Genomic DNA, 16,247 nt, shown 5'->3' with positions numbered 1-16,247 from the left:
GTCAGGGTTAGGCGTCGACCAGCAGGTATCGAGAGGGTTAGCAACCGGCTAAATCACTGTTCAGAGTGTATGCAGGGCCATAGAGTATTCGTTGAACTACCAGCGAACAGCGGGTGTACGTAGGCCTGGCCGGAGAACGTTGGTGGTGAAGTTGGGAATTGAGGATCGCCCATGTCGATGGTTGGAGTCGCCGGGATCATCGCGCTGTTCGCGGCGCTGGCATCGGCAACCGGCGATGTGGTCCGTCAGCGCTCGGCGCACGAGATCACCGACGAACAGGTCGGCCACCTCAAGTTGTTCAGCATGTCGTTGCGAGACCCCCGATGGTGGACTGGCGGCCTGTGCGCGATTTTGAACTACAGCCTGCAAGCGGTGGCACTGGTGTTTGCGTCGGTGATGCTGGTGACCGCACTGCAGGTGACGGCGCTGCTGTTCGCGCTACCGATCTACGCCCGCCTCAGCAGCCACAAGACCACCCGATCCGAGTGGGTGTGGGCTGTCGTGCTGGCTGCGTCCCTGGCACTGGTCGTCATCGTCGGCGACCCGGCCGCCGGCCACGACCGCGCGCCGCTGGATACCTGGATAGTCGTCGCCGCGGTGATGGGACCGCTCCTGGTGACATGCGTGGTGGCGGCGAGGATATTGCACGGTCGCGCCGCGGCCGCGGTGCTGTTGGCCCTGACAGCGGGGTCGTCGCTGGCACTGTTTGCCGTGCTGACCAAGGGCGTCGTCGACGTGCTTCACAAAAACGGCTTCATTGCTGCGGTGTGCACGCCGGAGTTCGTGCCGTGGCTGGTGTTGATGTTGTGCGGAATGATTTTCCAGCAGTCGGCTTTCCGTGCCGGCGCGCTGACCGCATCGCTGCCGACGATGACGGTGGCCAAACCAACCGTTGCGACGATCCTGGGGATCACAGTGCTGGGCGAGACGTTGGAGGCTGACGGCCCCGAGTGGATCGTGCTGATTGCTGCGGTCGCAATGGTCGTAGTGGCGACGGTTGCGCTGGCACGCGGCGAGGCCGCAACCATCGAGGAGGCTGAGGCAGAAGAAAGTGCTGCCGAAGCGGAGTCGCCGCAGACCACCGCTCCCGTCACCGCGGCAGACGGCCCGGCCTGGGGATCTACGTCCGGCTGACGCCGGAGTGAAACTGGGCGTCAGCCAGACGCTAGTTTTGGTGGCGTGCTGAGCGCCGTCGCGATCGTTCCCTCCGCACCGGTGCTCGTCCCCGAACTTGCCGGAGCGGCGGTCGTCGAAACGGCCGACCTGCGGGCGGCCGTGTTCGCGGCTGCCGCTGTCCTGCCTGCGCGCTGGATTGCTGTGGGGATCGGCCCCGCAGACGCTGTGGTGAGCCCGGAAAGTACCGGCAGCTTCGCCGGGTTCGGCGTCGACGTGCGCGTGCGCCTGCGCGGCCGCCTGCACGACGATGCTGCGATTGCGGCCGAATCGCCTGATGAGCTGCCGCTGTGTGCGCTGATGGCCGCATGGGTACGCGGACAGGCCCGGCCCGACGCCAGCGTGCAGGTCCGTGTCTATGCCGGCGACCAGGACCCTGCGGTCGCGGTGACCCGGGGCCGGCAACTGCGCACCGAAATCGACCGCCAGCCCGATCCGATCGGCGTGTTGGTCGTGGCCGATGGCGTCAACACCCTGACTCCCGCCGCGCCCGGGGGCTACGACCCCACCGGTGCAGACTCGCAGCTGGCCCTGGATGACGCACTGGCCAGCGGCGACACCGACGAGCTCACCCGACTGCCCGCCCGGGTCCGCGGCCGCGCGGCCTTTGCGGTGCTGGCCGGTCTATCCGAACCCGGTCCGCGAGCGGCCAAGGAGCTGTATCGAGGAGCGCCGTACGGCGTGGGCTATTTCGCCGGTGTCTGGCAGCCGTGAGGCCACTCGCCATCATTGGGCCGACCGGCACCGGTAAGTCGCAACTGGCGCTTGAGGTGGTCCAAGCGCTTGGCGGCACGGCCGAAATCGTGAACGCGGACGCCATGCAGCTGTACCGCGGCATGGACATCGGAACGGCCAAGCTCCCGATCGCGCAGCGGCGCGGCATCGCGCACCATCAGCTCGATGTCCTCGACGTCACCGAAACCGCGACGGTGGCCAACTATCAGCAATCCGCCGTCGCCGACATCGAAGCAATCATGGCCAGGGGTGCGGTGCCGGTAGTGGTCGGTGGATCGATGCTCTACATCCAGTCGCTGCTGGACAATTGGTCATTTCCCGCGACCGATCCCGACGTGCGCGCGCGGTGGGAGCAGCGCCTCGCCGAGATCGGGGTTGGCCAACTGCACACGGAGCTGGCGCAGCGCGATCCGGATGCGGCCGCCGCGATCCTGCCCACCGACGCCCGCCGTACGGTGCGAGCACTGGAGGTCATCGAACTCACCGGTCAGCCGTTCGCCGCTTCCGCGCCGCGCATCGGTGCCGCCCGGTGGGGCACAGCTATCATCGGATTAGATTGTGAGACAACACTTCTCGATGAGAGGCTGGCTCGTCGCACCGAGGTGATGTTCGCCGACGGGCTGGTCGAGGAAGTACGCGGGCTGCTGGAGCGCGGGCTGCGCGACGGGGTTACCGCCGCGCGGGCGCTCGGCTACGCCCAGGTGATCGCGGCACTCGACAACGGCGGGTCCGACGAGCTGCTGCGCGGGGCGCAGGAACAGACTTTCATCGGCACCCGCCGCTATGTGCGACGGCAACGGTCGTGGTTTCGTCGCGACCACCGAGTGCACTGGATCGATGCGACGGTCGCGGGCGCTGTCGCGGACGCAGTGCGTGTCTGGCGCCACGTAACCTGATCTGGTGATTTCCGCGACGACGAAGATGCCTGCTTGGGAATCTCGAGCCGGGATTGAGGAGTGGCGCAGATGATATTCGCGAAGGGACACGGCACCCAGAACGACTTCGTGTTGCTGCACGACCTGGATTGCCGGGCCGCCCTTTCCGCTTCGCGGATAGCCGCGCTGTGTGACCGGCGCCGGGGCCTCGGCGCGGACGGGGCGCTGCGGGTCACCACCGCTGGAGCAGTGGTCGACGCCGGGGTGCTCGATCGCTTGCCGGACGGGGTCAGTGGCGACGATTGGTACATGGACTACCGCAACGCAGACGGGTCGACCGCACAGATGTGCGGCAACGGGGTTCGCGTGTTCGCGCACTACCTGCGCGCCAGCGGCTTGGAGTCGCGCGACGAGTTCGTCGTCGGCTCCCTCGCCGGTCCCCGGATGGTCACCCTGCACCGGGTCGACCAGACCAACGCCGACGTCACCGTCGATATGGGCAAGGCCAACAAGCTGGGCACCGGCACGGCCGTGGTGGGTGGTAGGCGGTTCACCGGGGTCGCCGTCGATGTCGGCAACCCGCATCTGGCGTGCGCGGATCCCGCGCTCAGCGTCGATGACCTGGCGGCATTGGACGTGGGGGCGCCCGTCGAGTTCGATGCCGCGCAATTCCCCGAGGGTGTCAACGTCGAGGTGCTCACGGTCCCGGACGGCGGCGTGGTTCGGATGCGGGTGCACGAACGCGGCGTGGGTGAAACCCGCTCCTGTGGCACCGGAACGGTGGCGGCCGCGGTCGCCGCACTGGAAACCAGCGGCGCCGAGACCGGCACTCTCACCGTGCGTATTCCTGGCGGCGACGTCACGGTCACCGTCACCGACGCGACCAGCTTCCTGCGCGGACCATCGGTATTGGTAGCGAGGGGGGAGCTCGATGAGGGCTGGTGGAACGCGCTGGCGTGATATTCGCGTGCGTCGGAGTCCACAACGTGCCACCATCGGAAATTGCCTATGACATATCCAGATTCGCCCAATAAGGGCCCATCAGATTCCGTACCCAGCCTCGGTGAGCTTGCGCTCGAAGACCGGGCGGCGCTGCGCCGCGTCGCCGGGCTGTCCACCGAGCTCGCCGACGTCTCCGAGGTCGAGTACCGCCAACTGCGCCTGGAACGCGTGGTGTTGGTCGGCGTGTGGACCGGGGGGAGTGCGGTCGACAACCAGGCGAGCCTGGCCGAATTGGCGGCACTCGCCGAGACTGCGGGTTCGCAGGTGCTCGAAGGGCTTATCCAGCGCCGCGACAAGCCCGACCCGTCCACCTACATCGGCTCGGGCAAAGCCCAGGAACTGCGGGAAGTGGTCCTGGCGACCGGAGCCGACACCGTCATCTGCGACGGTGAACTGTCTCCGGCGCAACTGAACGCGCTGGAAAAGGCGGTCAAGGTGAAGGTCATCGACCGCACCGCGCTGATCCTGGACATCTTCGCCCAGCACGCCACCAGCCGCGAAGGTAAGGCGCAGGTGTCGCTGGCTCAGATGGAGTACATGCTGCCGCGGCTGCGCGGCTGGGGTGAGTCGATGTCGCGGCAGGCGGGTGGACGTGCCGGCGGCAGTGGTGGCGGGGTAGGCACCCGCGGTCCCGGTGAGACGAAGATCGAGACCGACCGGCGGCGCATTCGCGAACGCATGTCCAAGCTACGGCGCGAGATCAAGGACATGAAGCAGGTCCGCGACACCCAGCGCAGTCGCAGGCTGCACGCCGACATGCCGTCGATTGCCATCGTCGGCTACACCAACGCCGGGAAGTCCAGCGTGCTCAATGCGCTGACCGGTGCTGGTGTGCTGGTGCAGAACGCGTTGTTCGCCACCCTCGAGCCCACCACCCGGCGTGCCGAGTTCGATGACGGCCGGCCATTCGTGCTGACCGACACCGTCGGCTTCGTGCGTCACCTTCCCACCCAATTGGTGGAGGCGTTCCGCTCCACGCTGGAGGAGGTCGTCGACGCCGACCTGTTGGTGCATGTTGTCGACGGGTCGGACGTGAACCCATTGGCCCAGATCAGTGCCGTTCGGCAGGTGATTTCGGAGGTCTACGACGACTACCGGACCGATCGCGCCGACCAGCCACCCGAACTGGTGGTGGTGAACAAGGTCGACGCCGCGGGCGGACTGATGCTGGCAAAGCTGCGCCACGAACTACCCGGGGCGCTCTTCGTCTCAGCCCATACCGGCGAAGGTATCGACGCGTTACGAAGGCGAATGGCCGAGCTGGCGGCGCCGACCGACACCGCGGTGGATGTGGTGATCCCATACGATCGCGGCGATCTGGTGGCCCGTGTGCACTCCGATGGACGGGTACAGGAAGAGGAGCATCAGGCGGACGGCACTCGGATCAGGGCGCGAGTCCCCGCGGCGCTGGCGGCCGCCCTGCTCACATATTCGGCCGCTTCTCAGTCCTAGGGCCGAGTCATAGAGCCGCTTGCTGCGGACAAACCCACCAGGCCACAGCCGACCAACCGCCCGGTTGGTATATGTTGGTCAGCAGAGACAATCCGCCGGAGGGGTAGGTCCATGGGCAGTGCCGTCAAGTACCAGCGCACACTTTTCGAACCCGAGCACGATTTGTTCCGCGAGTCCTACCGGGCTTTCCTGGATCGCCACGTCGCGCCGTACCACGAGGAGTGGGAGAAGGCCAAGATCGTCGACCGCGGGGTGTGGCTCGAGGCCGGCAAACAAGGCTTCCTGGGCATGGCGGTGCCGGAGGAGTACGGCGGCGGAGGCAATGCCGACTTCCGCTACAACACGATCGTGACCGAGGAGACCACCCGTGGGCGCTACAGCGGGCTCGGGTTCGGCCTGCACAACGACATCATCGCGCCCTACCTGCTGCACCTGGCCACCGAGGAGCAGAAGCAGCGCTGGCTGCCGGGGTTCTGCACCGGCGAACTGATCACCGCGATCGCGATGACCGAGCCTGGCACCGGTAGTGACCTGCAGGGCATTAAGACCAAGGCGGTGAAAGCGGGCGATCACTACGTGCTGAACGGGTCGAAGACGTTCATCACCAACGGCATCAACTCCGACCTGGTGATCGTGGTGGCCCAAACGGACCCTGAGAAGGGGGCGCAAGGGTTCAGTTTGCTGGTCGTCGAGCGCGGCATGGAGGGCTTCGAACGCGGCCGCCACCTGGACAAGATCGGACTGGACGCGCAGGACACCGCCGAATTGTCGTTTACCGACGTGAAGGTGCCCGTCGAAAACCTCCTCGGCCAGGAAGGCATGGGCTTCATCTACTTGATGCAGAACCTGCCGCAGGAACGGATCAACATCGCCGTCATGGCCGCCACGGCGATGGAAGCCGTGCTGGAGGAGACGCTGCAGTACACCAAGGAACGCAAGGCATTCGGCAAGTCGATCGGCAACTTCCAGAACAGCCGGTTCCTGTTGGCCGAGCTTTCCACCGAAGCCACCGTGGTGCGCATCATGGTCGACAACTTCCTCGCCCTGCACTTGGAGGGGAAGCTGACGGTTGAGCAGGCCGCCATGGCCAAGTGGTACTCCACCGAGAAGCAGGTCCACCTGATCGACCGCTGCCTGCAGCTGCACGGCGGATACGGCTACATGCGCGAATACAACGTTGCCCGTGCCTATCTCGACGCCCGCGTCCAGACGATCTACGGCGGCACGACCGAGATCATGAAAGAGATCATCGGCCGCAGTCTCGGCGTCTGACGCCGGGCGATCCGACGCGCAAATTCGCGCGCACGCTGTATCTGGTTGCAACTGAGTCGATCTGGTGTTCATCGGCTGACGGTGCGGCAGATCGCCTCTTGTGCAACGGGTTAGGGGTAGTAGCTCAGGGGTGAGTGCAATCCTGTTGTCGTGCAACATCAACTCTCGGGCCGTGGGACCGGCTGACCGGTCGATTGGTCGGGTCATCGATCAGCCGGCACGAAAGTGATCACGGGTCGCGCCTGACGAAGCGTTGAGCTCGGTCGATGATCATGTTGTCGGCGTTGCGGTCTTGCGCGCGACGGGCGATGCCGCGAAGCTGCTGTAGGGCGTCGGGAATGCGAAAGAGTTGGCAGCGGACGGGGCTTCGGCCTTGAGGTATCTGGCGAAGTGCTCGATTGCCATGCGGGTTGCCGAAATTGGAAACGCTATACGGAAAGCGAACACAACCGCGATTGGAATATCGGTCGGCCCGTAGGTTGGCCGGGCGTCGGCAAGTACGGACCGACTACCCGAAAGACCCAGTCGAATGCCGTCAATTCGACGATCGTGGCGATCGCGGATGTCGGCGAGGACCGGAAAAGCGCATTTCAGCACCGGTTTCCGAGGTCCGGTCGTTGCGATGCGAGGTGGGATATCGTCTCTGGCACCGGAACCCGATCTGCGCGGTTGCCAAAGTCAGCCGCCCCTTTGCGAACGTTGCCGTGCATCATTTCGACATCGGCTCGGTATCCGTTTTCGTAACATTTCCGATTAGACTTCGCATTCGTCTATCGCTGGGGGAAAGTTATGCGAGCCCGGTGACGACGTGGGTCGTAGCTGGGGGCGGCCCACAGCGGTGAATCCGCCGCTCGCCAGGAGAGCATGGGCCATCGGCTGGGAGGCTGGGTGAACGGGCATAAGCGCAGATCGAGCAAGCTGATCGGGCGTACGTTGGTCGGCTTTGCCGCCGCCGCGTTGGGCACCGGGTTGCTCCTCGCGCTGGTGGCGCCGACCGCATCGGCGTCCCCGATCGGTGACGCCGAGGCGGCGATGATGGCTGCGTGGGAGAAGGCAGGCGGCGACACGTCGACGCTTGGAGCCAGGAAGGGCGATGTTTATCCGGTCGCCGACGGCTTCGCCTTGGACTTCGACGGCGGCAAGATGTACTTCACGCCCCCGACGGGTGCGAAGTACATGTTCGGACCGATCCTGGACAAGTACGAGTCTCTCGGCGGCCCTGCGGGCAGTGACCTGGGATTCCCCACAATCAACGAAGTGCCCGGCCTCTCCGGACCCGACAGTCGGGTGAGCACCTTCGCAGCCAGCGACAACCCGGTGATTTTCTGGACGCCGGACCGCGGTGCATTCGTAGTGCGTGGCGCCCTCAACGCCGCGTGGGACAAACTCGGCAGTTCTGGTGGTGTGCTGGGGGCCCCGACCGGGGATGAAACCTACGACGGTGAGGTCGCCTCGCAGAAGTTCAGCGCCGGCGAGTTGTCCTGGAACAGGAAGACCAAGGAGTTCGCCACCAACCCGCCAAACCTCGCTGAACAGCTCAAAGGCCTGCAGGTGGCGATCGACCCGACTGCGGCCATAAATATGGCTTGGCGCGCCGCCGGCGGCGCTAAAGGCACGCTGGGCGCCAAGAAAGGCGATCAGTACCCGATCGGTGGGGACGGCATCGCGCAGGACTTCAACGGCGGCAAGATCTTCTACAGTCCTGCCACGGGCGCGAACGCCGTGGAAGGCCCGATCCTGCAGAAATACGAGGCGGTGGGTGGGCCGGTCAGCAGCGACCTGGGTTTCCCGGTCGGAAACGAGGCCGACGGCGGAATCACACCGGCCAGCCGGATCGCTACATTCTCGGCAGCCGACAAGCCGGTGATCTTCTGGACTCCGGATCATGGTGCATACGTGGTGCGCGGAGCCATGAAGGCGGCCTGGGACAAACTCAAGGGTGCCACCGGCAAACTCGGCGCTCCGGTCGGTGACCAGACTGTTGACGGCGACGTGGTGTCGCAGAAGTTCACCGGCGGCAAGATCTCGTGGAATCGCGCCAAGAACAGCTTCACCACGGATCCGGCCAACCTTGCGCCGTTGCTGTCGGGGTTGCAGGTGTCGGGGCAGAACCAGCCCAGCACCACGGCGTCGCCGCCTCCGGGCAAGAAGTTCACCTTCCACTGGTGGTGGTTGGCAGGTGCCGTCCCGGTGGTGCTGCTCGTTGTGATGTTCGTTTTGGTGGTGCTCGGCCTGCGCAGACGTCGTGGCGGCCAGAATGCCCCGGCATTCGCCCCCGACCAGGCTCACCAGGATCACACTGCGGCCGGCGATTTCGACGCAAGTGCCGGGCAGTGGCGGCACGATGACGTCCACGATGACCTCGATTTCGGCTCCGAGCGGTTCCCGCCCGTTGATCTGCATCCCGAGGACCACGCGGTTGTGGATCCTGCCGCCGGGTCCCGGGTCAGCTGGCCTCGAGGCGGTGGTTCAACGCCGGCATCAACCGAGCACGGAACCGACGACGCGTCGTTCGACGACGAGGGATATCGCGAGGTGTATCCGTCGGAGGACGAAGAGGGTACCGAGTACGACGAGTTCGAGGATCAAGACCCCGACTCCGTGGACACGACCACCATTCCGATCGTGACTCGCGGCCCCTTCGGTCAGCCGCTGGACCCAGAACCGGAGGTAGCGGAAACGGTTTCACCGGAAGAGTTCGAGCCGGAATTCGGGGTGCCACGCACCTACGCACCCGAGGTACGGGTGCCGGCGGTTGACCTTCCAGAGTTTGACCCGCATGAAGACCTCCCCGACATCTTCTACCCGGCAGCCGAGTTCGCGGACGAGGAGCTACCCGAAGCGGCGACGTCGGATGCCTCCCCGGAGGGGGACCCGCGGAAGGGCCGGCATGCCGCCGTGGACCCGGCTGCTTTTGCCGCCGCCGCGACCGAGGAGACGTACGCAGCCGCCGCGCCACGGGCGGAGGCGTCACCAGGTGGCGTTGGGGGCAGCGCAGCGGTCCGCCCGACGATTCATCTGCCGCTCGAGGACGATCCGTACCGGGCTCCGGACGGTTATCCCATCAAGGCCAGCGCCCGTTTCGGCTTGTACTACACACCCAACAGCGCGCTCTACCACGACACGTTGGCCGAAATCTGGTTCGCCAACGAAAATGTCGCCCAGGCTAACGGCTTCGTCAGGGCCGACTGAACCGTCAGCCCTTCCGCTTTCGTGGGTCGGAGTCGCCAGTCGCTAGACCTTGCGAATGACGGTTACCACCTTGCCGAGCACGGTCGCGTCATTGCCGGGAATCGGATCGAAGGCGGGGTTGTGCGGCATCAGCCACACCTGACCGCCTGCTCGCTTGAAGGTTTTGACGGTCGCCTCGCCGTCGATCATTGCCGCCACGATGTCACCGTTGTCCGCAACGTTCTGTTGGCGCACCACCACCCAGTCGCCGTCGCAGATGGCGGCTTCGATCATGGATTCGCCGACCACCTTGAGCAGGAACAGGGTTCCCTCACCGACCAACTCACGCGGTAGCGGGAAGACGTCCTCGACAGCTTCTTCGGCCAGGATCGGCCCGCCCGCGGCAATTCGCCCGAGGACGGGGACGTACGTAGGTTCGGGCAATGCGTCCGATCCGGCGACATCGGTGGTCGGCGGTGTCACCACGTCGTCGGCGCCCCGCACATCGACAGCGCGCGGACGATTCGGGTCGCGGCGAAGGTAGCCTTTGCGCTCCAGGGTGCGTAGCTGATGGGCTACCGACGAGGTTGACGTAAGACCGACTGCGTCGCCGATTTCTCGGATGCTCGGGGGATACCCGCGACTGGTGACCGAAGCTCGGATCACGTCGAGGATGGTGCGCTGCCGCTCGGTCAGCACTGAATCGACTGCATGGGGGCGGATGGCGGAAGCCGCGTCGCCGGAACCGCTTCGGTCACCTGCTGAGGTGTCGTTGCTGTCGCGCATAGTTTCGAATGTATCCCTGTCAAGCACAAGAATCAAACATGTGTTCGATCGGCGTGTCGCGTTGCCGGTCACGGGTCTGCGAACTCGCAAAAATAGGTGAATCACAAGTGTGTAACTTCCGGAATGTTGGGGTAATCAAGAGCCACCCAGCTGGTTGCACCGAATGAAAACCTTGTCAAGTCTTGTCAGAGGCGAGGTCTACCGTTTTGCTCGCACGACACGCGTCGCTCAGATGTTCGATATCGAACACGTGAGCGATTAATGTCGAACACACGAGCGAGAAGTAGTTGACCGGAGGGAACGGCATGACACTCATCTACGCGGGCCCGCAGCGCAACTGGAATGCGCAGCGGACGGTGAACCGGCCGGTGCGGTCCGTCAGGCCGGTCGGACCGGTCAGCGAGTCTCCCTCCTACCGTGCCGGCAGAAGCAGAGCGACCAGGCCCGGTCCGGCGCGTCCGGCCGGAACGCCTCTTCGCTACCGCGGCAGCGGAGTTCCGGTGTCGAGGGCTGAGCACGGCAAACGGCCGGTCACGCTGGCGACGACGGTGGGTTTGGCCCTGCTCGCAGGTGTGATCACGCTGTGGCTGGGTTTGATGGCTAACTTCGGGAGCATGATCAACGGCGAGTCAGCCGACTCCTCAGCTCAGGTACCCGCCGCGCTCGCGGTCGTGCGCGTGGAGCCGGGGGAGTCTTTGCAGCAGTTGGCCGCTCGCGTCGCTCCGGGGGCGTCGGTGCGCGATGTCGTCGAGCGCATCCGCGACCTAAACGCACTGAATTCGAACTCGGTGGCGGCGGGGCAGACGTTGATCGCACCCGTCGGCTGACCTGACCAGGGCGGTGGATGCAAGCGCGAACGGACCTGCGAATAGGCCTTAGCGCCAACGGTCCTCGCTGATGGTTTTGAGCGGCGAGGGTTCGTCACTCCGGTGCGCACTGCCGAGAACGCGCGGGTACTCTCGGGGTGTTCCTCGGTACCCCGGGGTCAGCACGGCGAAGGAGCGGCCATGCACTGCCCGTTCTGTCGGCATCCCGATTCGCGGGTGATCGACTCGCGGGAAACCGATGAAGGCCAAGCCATTCGCCGGCGGCGGTCATGTCCAGAGTGCGGGCGTCGGTTCACCACCGTAGAAACGGCGGTGTTGGCCGTGGTTAAGCGCAGTGGCGTCACCGAGCCGTTCAGCCGGGAAAAGGTGATCAAGGGTGTTCGTCGGGCCTGCCAAGGCCGCCAAGTGGATGACGACGCGCTGAATCTACTGGCCCAGCAAGTTGAAGATGCGGTACGGACGGCAGGGCCGGAAGTTCCGAGTAATGAAGTCGGCCTGGCCATTCTGGGCCCATTGCGTGAACTCGACGAGGTTGCCTACCTGCGATTCGCCTCGGTGTATCGGTCTTTTTCCTCGGCTGATGATTTCGAGCGCGAGATCGAGGCGCTACGCGCCCATCGCGGGGTTTCACCTGCGACCTGACGGGTCGCACTAGGCTTCCACCATGCCGGTAGAACTCCACCCTCATCTCGAGGCGTTGGCACCACTGCTGGGCACCTGGGCGGGCCGAGGTGCCGGCGAGTATCCGACGATCGAGCCTTTCGACTACCTCGAAGAGGTGGTCTTCTCCCATGTGGGCAAACCGTTCTTGATCTACGGGCAAAAGACCAAGGCGGTTGCCGACGGCAAGCCGATGCACGCTGAGGCCGGTTATCTCCGAGTGCCCCGACCAGGCGACGTCGAGCTCGTGCTCGCTCATCCCAACGGGATCGCCGAGATTGAGGTCGGTACGTTTTCGGTCGACGGCGACATTATCGAAATCGATTTGGCGACCGGCCCTCTGGGTTTTGTCGGTCTCAGTCCGTCTGCCAAAGAGGTGACTGCGCTTGCTCGTTCCTTCCGAATCGACGGTGACGAAATTTCGTACTCGATGCGGATGGGTGCGGTCGGGCAACCCGTGCAGCATCACCTGGCCGCGGTGCTGCGTCGGCAACGCTGAGCGCCGCGGTCAATCGGCTTGGAGGACACCGTCATTGACGACCCGTCCGGCGACCCGCAACCAACCCTGCTGACCCCAGGTGGTTTCGATGATCGACCCCTTGCCCTGGGTGATTACGAGATCGCGGCCCAGATAGTCGGTCATCCGGATGGCCGCCGACCCCGTCGCTTCGTCTTCGGCCACACCGAGATTCGATGCGAACATCCGGGCGCGCAATGATCCGGCATCCCGATCCACCCAGGCCCACACGTAGTGCGCGATGTCGTCGGGAAAATCGCCGGGGTCGGCGTCGGCAACAGCTTGCGGTGACTCGAAGTCGTGGATGGCGAATTCGGGAGACCATTCCGTGCGCGCACTGACTGCGGTGACATCGCCGTGGTAGCTCACCTGGACCGGGCCGGCCGACAGGTGCAGCGTGTCGATCGGCGTGCCCCGCTCGCGCAGCCACCACGCCGCGCCGACCGTCGGATGCCCGGCGAACGGCAATTCCGTGCGGGGAGTGTGGATGGCGGCGCGCGCGCTCGTCGCACCGGCGCTGGGGATATCGATGAAAATTGTTTCGCTGTAACCCAATTGGGTTGCCAGTCGCTGCCGGTCGTCAGGCTCGACCAGGCTTGCATCGACCACGCCCAGCGGATTTCCGAAGTTGCCGTCCGGGTCGGTGAAAACACGCAACACGGTCACGTCGATGCTCATGGCCCGACTGTATCGACCGGCGCCGATCAGGTAGCGCTGCGCTCGTCGGCTCCCATGGCTTCCAGAACGGCAACGCGAGTGTCGTTGGGTCCCGAAACGGTCCGCTCGCCGCCGCCAGTGCGCAACAACTCGCGAAGCGCTGTTTGGTCGTACTCGGGGGGGTTGGTGGTGTCGATGAAGCGCTGCACGATCTCCAGGAAGCGCGCCGGGTCGTCGTGGAACGGGAAATGGCCGGATTTCTCGAAGATTTCGACTCGCGAACCGGGCATTGCGGCATGTGCCATATGGGCATGACGGACGGGAACCACGACGTCTTCGCTGCCCCAGATGATCTGCACGGGGATGGCCTGCGTCAAATAACATCGGTCGAGCATGGTGACGATCTGTCCGCGCCAGTCCACTACGGCCCGCAAGGTACGGGTGAATGCCGAGGAGGCCGTCGGCTCCGGGAGATCGTCGAGGATTCGCAACACGTTTGGGATATCGCGTCCCAGCGCCGTCGAACCCAGCACCAGGCCGGCCAGCCGCCCCAGGGCTTGAACTGTGGGCAAGACCAGGGGGAGACGCAACAATCCCAATGCCTCGGATCCCATTGGTAGGGAAGCCAACCGGAACACGATGTTGACGTCCTTCGTGACGCCGCCGGCGCCCACCAAGATTAACCGTTCCACCAGATGTGGAAATTGGTAAGCGAATTGCATCGCCACCCCGCCTCCGAGGGAATGGCCGATGATGGTTGCCCGCTCGATGTCCAGCACGCTCATCAAGTCACGCATGCCGTTGGCGTAGGCGGCAGCGGAGTAGTCGGCGCGCGGCTTGTCGGATTTACCGTGCCCCAACAGGTCTGGGGCGATGACGGTGAATCGCTGGGCAAGCTTCGCGTGAATGCCGGTCCAGGTCGTCGAATTGTCGCCGATGCCGTGAATCAACAGGATTGCCGGACCGGATCCCGCGATCCGGAACGCCCGCTTGTAGCCGTGGATGGTGCGGAACTGCAGCGACGGGGATGTCACTTCCCGCACCGGGCGAAGATTGCGCTTTCGCTCGGTCATGTCGCCAACCTCGTTGTCGGGCCGTTAGTGGCGTTTCGGGCTAACTCGTGTCGTCGTCGTCGAATTTCTTCTCGGCCTGCTGAGCCAAAAACCGTTCAAACTCAGCCCCGAGCTCATCGCCGCTTGGCAAATCCTCGTCGTTCGTCAGCAACGATCTATTTTCCTGAGCGTCGATGAAGGCATCGTACTGTCGCTCGAGGGCGGCCACCACTTGAGCGACTTCCGCACTCGCCTGGACCTGCTCGTCGATCTTGGTCCGGATCTCCGCTGCGGCCTCCGAGAGCGCCGTTAGCGGCAACTCCAGGGATCCGGTCTTGGCGACCTGTTGGAGGAGCGCCTGAGCCGCGGCAGGGTAATCGGTCTGCGTCAGGTAGTGCGGGACGTGCACGGTGAAGCCGACGACCTCATGGCCATGCTGTGCCATGCGGTACTCCAACAGGTTGGAAGCGCTGCCTGGAACCTGGATTTCGGAGATCCACGGTTGGAACTCGGCAATTAGCTCGGTGTTGTTGGAGTGCGCGGTCATCGTGACCGGTCGGGTGTGTGGAACGGCCATCGGGACGGTGCCCAGGCCGATGGTCTGGCGCACTCCGAGGCGCTCGGCGAGCAGACGAACCGCGTTGATGAATCGTTCCCACTTCAGATCCGGTTCCATCCCGGACAGCAGCAGAAACGGGGTGCCGACGCTGTCGCGCAGCGCGTACAGGCTGAGTTCGGGGTCGTCATAGTTGGTGAAGTGGTCGGTTTTGAACGTCATCAGTGGCCGCCGCGAGCGGTAGTCCAGTAGTTCATCAATCGCGAAGGACGCGACCAATTCAGTGTCCAGGGCCGCTTTGAGGTGCGTGGCGGCTAGCCGGATCGCGTGGCCAGCGTCGGAAAAGCCCTGCAGAGCGTGCAACAGGACCGGACCGCGGCCGTCTGACGTCGACAATTGAGGCGAAGGAAATTCGAGCTCATACATGCCGGGTTGGCCCGGCTGGTAGTCCTGGGCTTCGTCACCGTGATGGTCGGACATGGGTGCTGCCTCCTCTCGGGCCTTGCGTGTCGCGGGATCTGTCTAGGGTGCCCCAACCAGTGTCCTCTAAATCGATGGGCATCCATTATCGAATGGCTGACCTGAGCGTTCACCGGGCACCCAGCCTGAACGCACACGGGCATTTTGCGCACTAATCGCGTCAACGCGTTCGGGCTACTTTTTATTCGCTTGCTCAGGGACCCTGCTCCGGCATGATGGGACCCGATGCGCGCGGTAACGCTGATGGTGTCGCTGCCGGTGAGCCTGGCGATGTTGGTAACGGCCTGCGGTCATCCGACCCAGCCGGGCCCGGTGCAGGCAACGCCGTCCAGTGGCCTGGTGCGGCAGTCAAGCATGCCTGGTCCGGTGGCGCCGGACATGCGGGTGGGCGCGATCTTTCGCCCAGATTCCCATGACGGCGGCCGCGTGCATGTCTGCACGGGCTCGGTGTTGCACTCGACGGGTGGGGACCTGGTATTGACCGCGGCGCATTGTTTGCTGGGTGGCGCCAAGGCAACTTTCGTTCCGGGATTCGCCGATACAGCGGGCCCTGCGGACACCTGGACCGTCAACCAGATCTACCTCGACCCGCGTTGGAGCGCCGGCGGTGATCCCCGTGCGGATTATGCGATCGCGCGGGTCAGCGGCACCGCCGGATCGGTGGAGCACCGCGCCGGCGCTGCTTTGTCGTTGGGCACCGCACCCGCGCCGGGCACGCAAGTGACTGTCACGGGTTATCCGGCGGGTGTGGGCGGCCAGCCGATTGGCTGTCAGGGCAGTACCAGTGTCACTGAGCGGGGGTTTCCGCGGCTGCCGTGTGAAGGGCTGGTCGACGGAACCAGTGGTGCGCCGTGGATCCTCGGGTCGACCGTCGTCGGCGTGGTCGGTGGTTTCGAGGGCGGGGGATGCACCGAAAACGTCTCGTACTCGGCGCCGTTCGACGAACACACCGCACAGTTGCTGGCCCGCGCCGAAGCCGGCGGTCCCGGTGATGCCAAGCCGACCAACTACGACGACACTTGCTGACCCGGC

At 64.8% G+C, this 16,247-nt stretch carries 15 protein-coding genes; 11 read left to right on the top strand and 4 right to left on the bottom strand.

What is annotated here, in order from left to right:
- The first annotated feature begins 171 nt into the window (after nt 1-171).
- The 7 genes from ACZY1I_RS19115 to ACZY1I_RS19085 all read left to right on the top strand — a co-directional run bounded on the left by ACZY1I_RS19115 (nt 172) and on the right by ACZY1I_RS19085 (nt 9,701).
- Nucleotides 172-1,134 (top strand): DMT family transporter, encoded by a 963-nt coding sequence (locus ACZY1I_RS19115; RefSeq protein ID WP_463756030.1) that lies wholly within the window; start codon nt 172-174, stop codon nt 1,132-1,134.
- A 45-nt stretch (nt 1,135-1,179) separates the two neighbouring features.
- Nucleotides 1,180-1,887, top strand: coding sequence for a class III extradiol ring-cleavage dioxygenase family protein (locus tag ACZY1I_RS19110; RefSeq protein WP_463756029.1), 708 nt, complete (start codon nt 1,180-1,182; stop codon nt 1,885-1,887).
- Nucleotides 1,884-2,804, top strand: coding sequence for a tRNA (adenosine(37)-N6)-dimethylallyltransferase MiaA (gene miaA / locus ACZY1I_RS19105; RefSeq protein WP_463756028.1), 921 nt, complete (start codon nt 1,884-1,886; stop codon nt 2,802-2,804). Before ACZY1I_RS19110 ends, miaA begins: the two co-directional genes overlap by 4 nt.
- A 69-nt stretch (nt 2,805-2,873) precedes the next feature.
- A complete protein-coding gene (gene dapF, locus ACZY1I_RS19100) occupies nt 2,874-3,743 on the top strand; it encodes a diaminopimelate epimerase (RefSeq protein ID WP_463756027.1) in 870 nt (289 codons plus the stop codon).
- Nucleotides 3,744-3,791: 48 nt separating this feature from the next.
- Nucleotides 3,792-5,237 carry a GTPase HflX gene (gene hflX / locus ACZY1I_RS19095; protein WP_463756026.1) on the top strand — a complete coding sequence of 482 codons (1,446 nt, stop codon included), beginning with the start codon at nt 3,792-3,794 and terminating at the stop codon, nt 5,235-5,237.
- A gap of 111 nt (nt 5,238-5,348) precedes the next feature.
- Nucleotides 5,349-6,509, top strand: a complete 1,161-nt coding sequence (locus ACZY1I_RS19090; RefSeq protein WP_463756025.1) for an acyl-CoA dehydrogenase family protein — start codon at nt 5,349-5,351, stop codon at nt 6,507-6,509.
- Between the two features lie 888 nt (nt 6,510-7,397).
- A complete protein-coding gene (locus tag ACZY1I_RS19085) occupies nt 7,398-9,701 on the top strand; it encodes an LGFP repeat-containing protein (protein WP_463756024.1) in 2,304 nt (767 codons plus the stop codon).
- Between the two features lie 42 nt (nt 9,702-9,743).
- Here ACZY1I_RS19085 and lexA read toward each other — a convergent pair whose 3' ends face one another.
- Nucleotides 9,744-10,466 carry a transcriptional repressor LexA gene (lexA, locus tag ACZY1I_RS19080; RefSeq protein ID WP_463756023.1) on the bottom strand — a complete coding sequence of 241 codons (723 nt, stop codon included), beginning with the start codon at nt 10,464-10,466 and terminating at the stop codon, nt 9,744-9,746.
- Nucleotides 10,467-10,771: 305 nt separating this feature from the next.
- On the opposite strand from lexA, the gene ACZY1I_RS19075 reads away from it, so the two are divergent.
- From ACZY1I_RS19075 to ACZY1I_RS19065, 3 genes are all read left to right on the top strand, one after another.
- Nucleotides 10,772-11,293, top strand: coding sequence for a LysM peptidoglycan-binding domain-containing protein (locus ACZY1I_RS19075; protein ID WP_463756022.1), 522 nt, complete (start codon nt 10,772-10,774; stop codon nt 11,291-11,293).
- Between the two features lie 180 nt (nt 11,294-11,473).
- The gene (gene nrdR / locus ACZY1I_RS19070) at nt 11,474-11,935 is read left to right on the top strand and encodes a transcriptional regulator NrdR (protein WP_463756021.1); all 462 of its coding nucleotides are present in this window, start codon (nt 11,474-11,476) and stop codon (nt 11,933-11,935) included.
- A 22-nt stretch (nt 11,936-11,957) separates the two neighbouring features.
- Nucleotides 11,958-12,452, top strand: coding sequence for a peroxynitrite isomerase (locus tag ACZY1I_RS19065; protein WP_463756020.1), 495 nt, complete (start codon nt 11,958-11,960; stop codon nt 12,450-12,452).
- 9 nt (nt 12,453-12,461) lie between these two features.
- On the opposite strand, the gene ACZY1I_RS19060 is transcribed toward ACZY1I_RS19065, so the two are convergent.
- The 3 genes from ACZY1I_RS19060 to ACZY1I_RS19050 are packed head-to-tail and all read right to left on the bottom strand — an operon-like array spanning nt 12,462 to nt 15,215.
- Nucleotides 12,462-13,148 carry a PhzF family phenazine biosynthesis protein gene (locus ACZY1I_RS19060; RefSeq protein ID WP_463756019.1) on the bottom strand — a complete coding sequence of 229 codons (687 nt, stop codon included), beginning with the start codon at nt 13,146-13,148 and terminating at the stop codon, nt 12,462-12,464.
- A gap of 26 nt (nt 13,149-13,174) precedes the next feature.
- Nucleotides 13,175-14,200, bottom strand: a complete 1,026-nt coding sequence (locus ACZY1I_RS19055) for an alpha/beta fold hydrolase (RefSeq protein WP_463756018.1) — start codon at nt 14,198-14,200, stop codon at nt 13,175-13,177.
- 40 nt (nt 14,201-14,240) lie between these two features.
- Nucleotides 14,241-15,215 carry a proteasome assembly chaperone family protein gene (locus ACZY1I_RS19050; RefSeq protein ID WP_463756017.1) on the bottom strand — a complete coding sequence of 325 codons (975 nt, stop codon included), beginning with the start codon at nt 15,213-15,215 and terminating at the stop codon, nt 14,241-14,243.
- A gap of 225 nt (nt 15,216-15,440) precedes the next feature.
- On the opposite strand from ACZY1I_RS19050, the gene ACZY1I_RS19045 reads away from it, so the two are divergent.
- Nucleotides 15,441-16,241, top strand: a complete 801-nt coding sequence (locus ACZY1I_RS19045; RefSeq protein ID WP_463756016.1) for a trypsin-like serine peptidase — start codon at nt 15,441-15,443, stop codon at nt 16,239-16,241.
- Nucleotides 16,242-16,247: the final 6 nt, after the last annotated feature.

It is taken from the genome of Mycobacterium sp. IDUB_37 (genome assembly GCF_055419245.1).
This window is presented reverse-complemented; position numbering and strand designations above follow the sequence as displayed.

What these genes read in the sequence shown, in the direction of transcription:
- ACZY1I_RS19050 (WP_463756017.1), bottom strand. Translation starts at nt 15,215, where the DNA reads ATGTCCGACCATCACGGTGACGAAGCCCAGGACTACCAGCCGGGCCAA.
- hflX (WP_463756026.1), top strand. Translation starts at nt 3,792, where the DNA reads ATGACATATCCAGATTCGCCCAATAAGGGCCCATCAGATTCCGTACCC.
- ACZY1I_RS19060 (WP_463756019.1), bottom strand. Translation starts at nt 13,148, where the DNA reads ATGAGCATCGACGTGACCGTGTTGCGTGTTTTCACCGACCCGGACGGC.
- ACZY1I_RS19115 (WP_463756030.1), top strand. Translation starts at nt 172, where the DNA reads ATGTCGATGGTTGGAGTCGCCGGGATCATCGCGCTGTTCGCGGCGCTG.
- ACZY1I_RS19090 (WP_463756025.1), top strand. Translation starts at nt 5,349, where the DNA reads ATGGGCAGTGCCGTCAAGTACCAGCGCACACTTTTCGAACCCGAGCAC.
- dapF (WP_463756027.1), top strand. Translation starts at nt 2,874, where the DNA reads ATGATATTCGCGAAGGGACACGGCACCCAGAACGACTTCGTGTTGCTG.
- ACZY1I_RS19065 (WP_463756020.1), top strand. Translation starts at nt 11,958, where the DNA reads ATGCCGGTAGAACTCCACCCTCATCTCGAGGCGTTGGCACCACTGCTG.
- ACZY1I_RS19075 (WP_463756022.1), top strand. Translation starts at nt 10,772, where the DNA reads ATGACACTCATCTACGCGGGCCCGCAGCGCAACTGGAATGCGCAGCGG.
- nrdR (WP_463756021.1), top strand. Translation starts at nt 11,474, where the DNA reads ATGCACTGCCCGTTCTGTCGGCATCCCGATTCGCGGGTGATCGACTCG.
- lexA (WP_463756023.1), bottom strand. Translation starts at nt 10,466, where the DNA reads ATGCGCGACAGCAACGACACCTCAGCAGGTGACCGAAGCGGTTCCGGC.
- ACZY1I_RS19045 (WP_463756016.1), top strand. Translation starts at nt 15,441, where the DNA reads ATGCGCGCGGTAACGCTGATGGTGTCGCTGCCGGTGAGCCTGGCGATG.
- ACZY1I_RS19055 (WP_463756018.1), bottom strand. Translation starts at nt 14,200, where the DNA reads ATGACCGAGCGAAAGCGCAATCTTCGCCCGGTGCGGGAAGTGACATCC.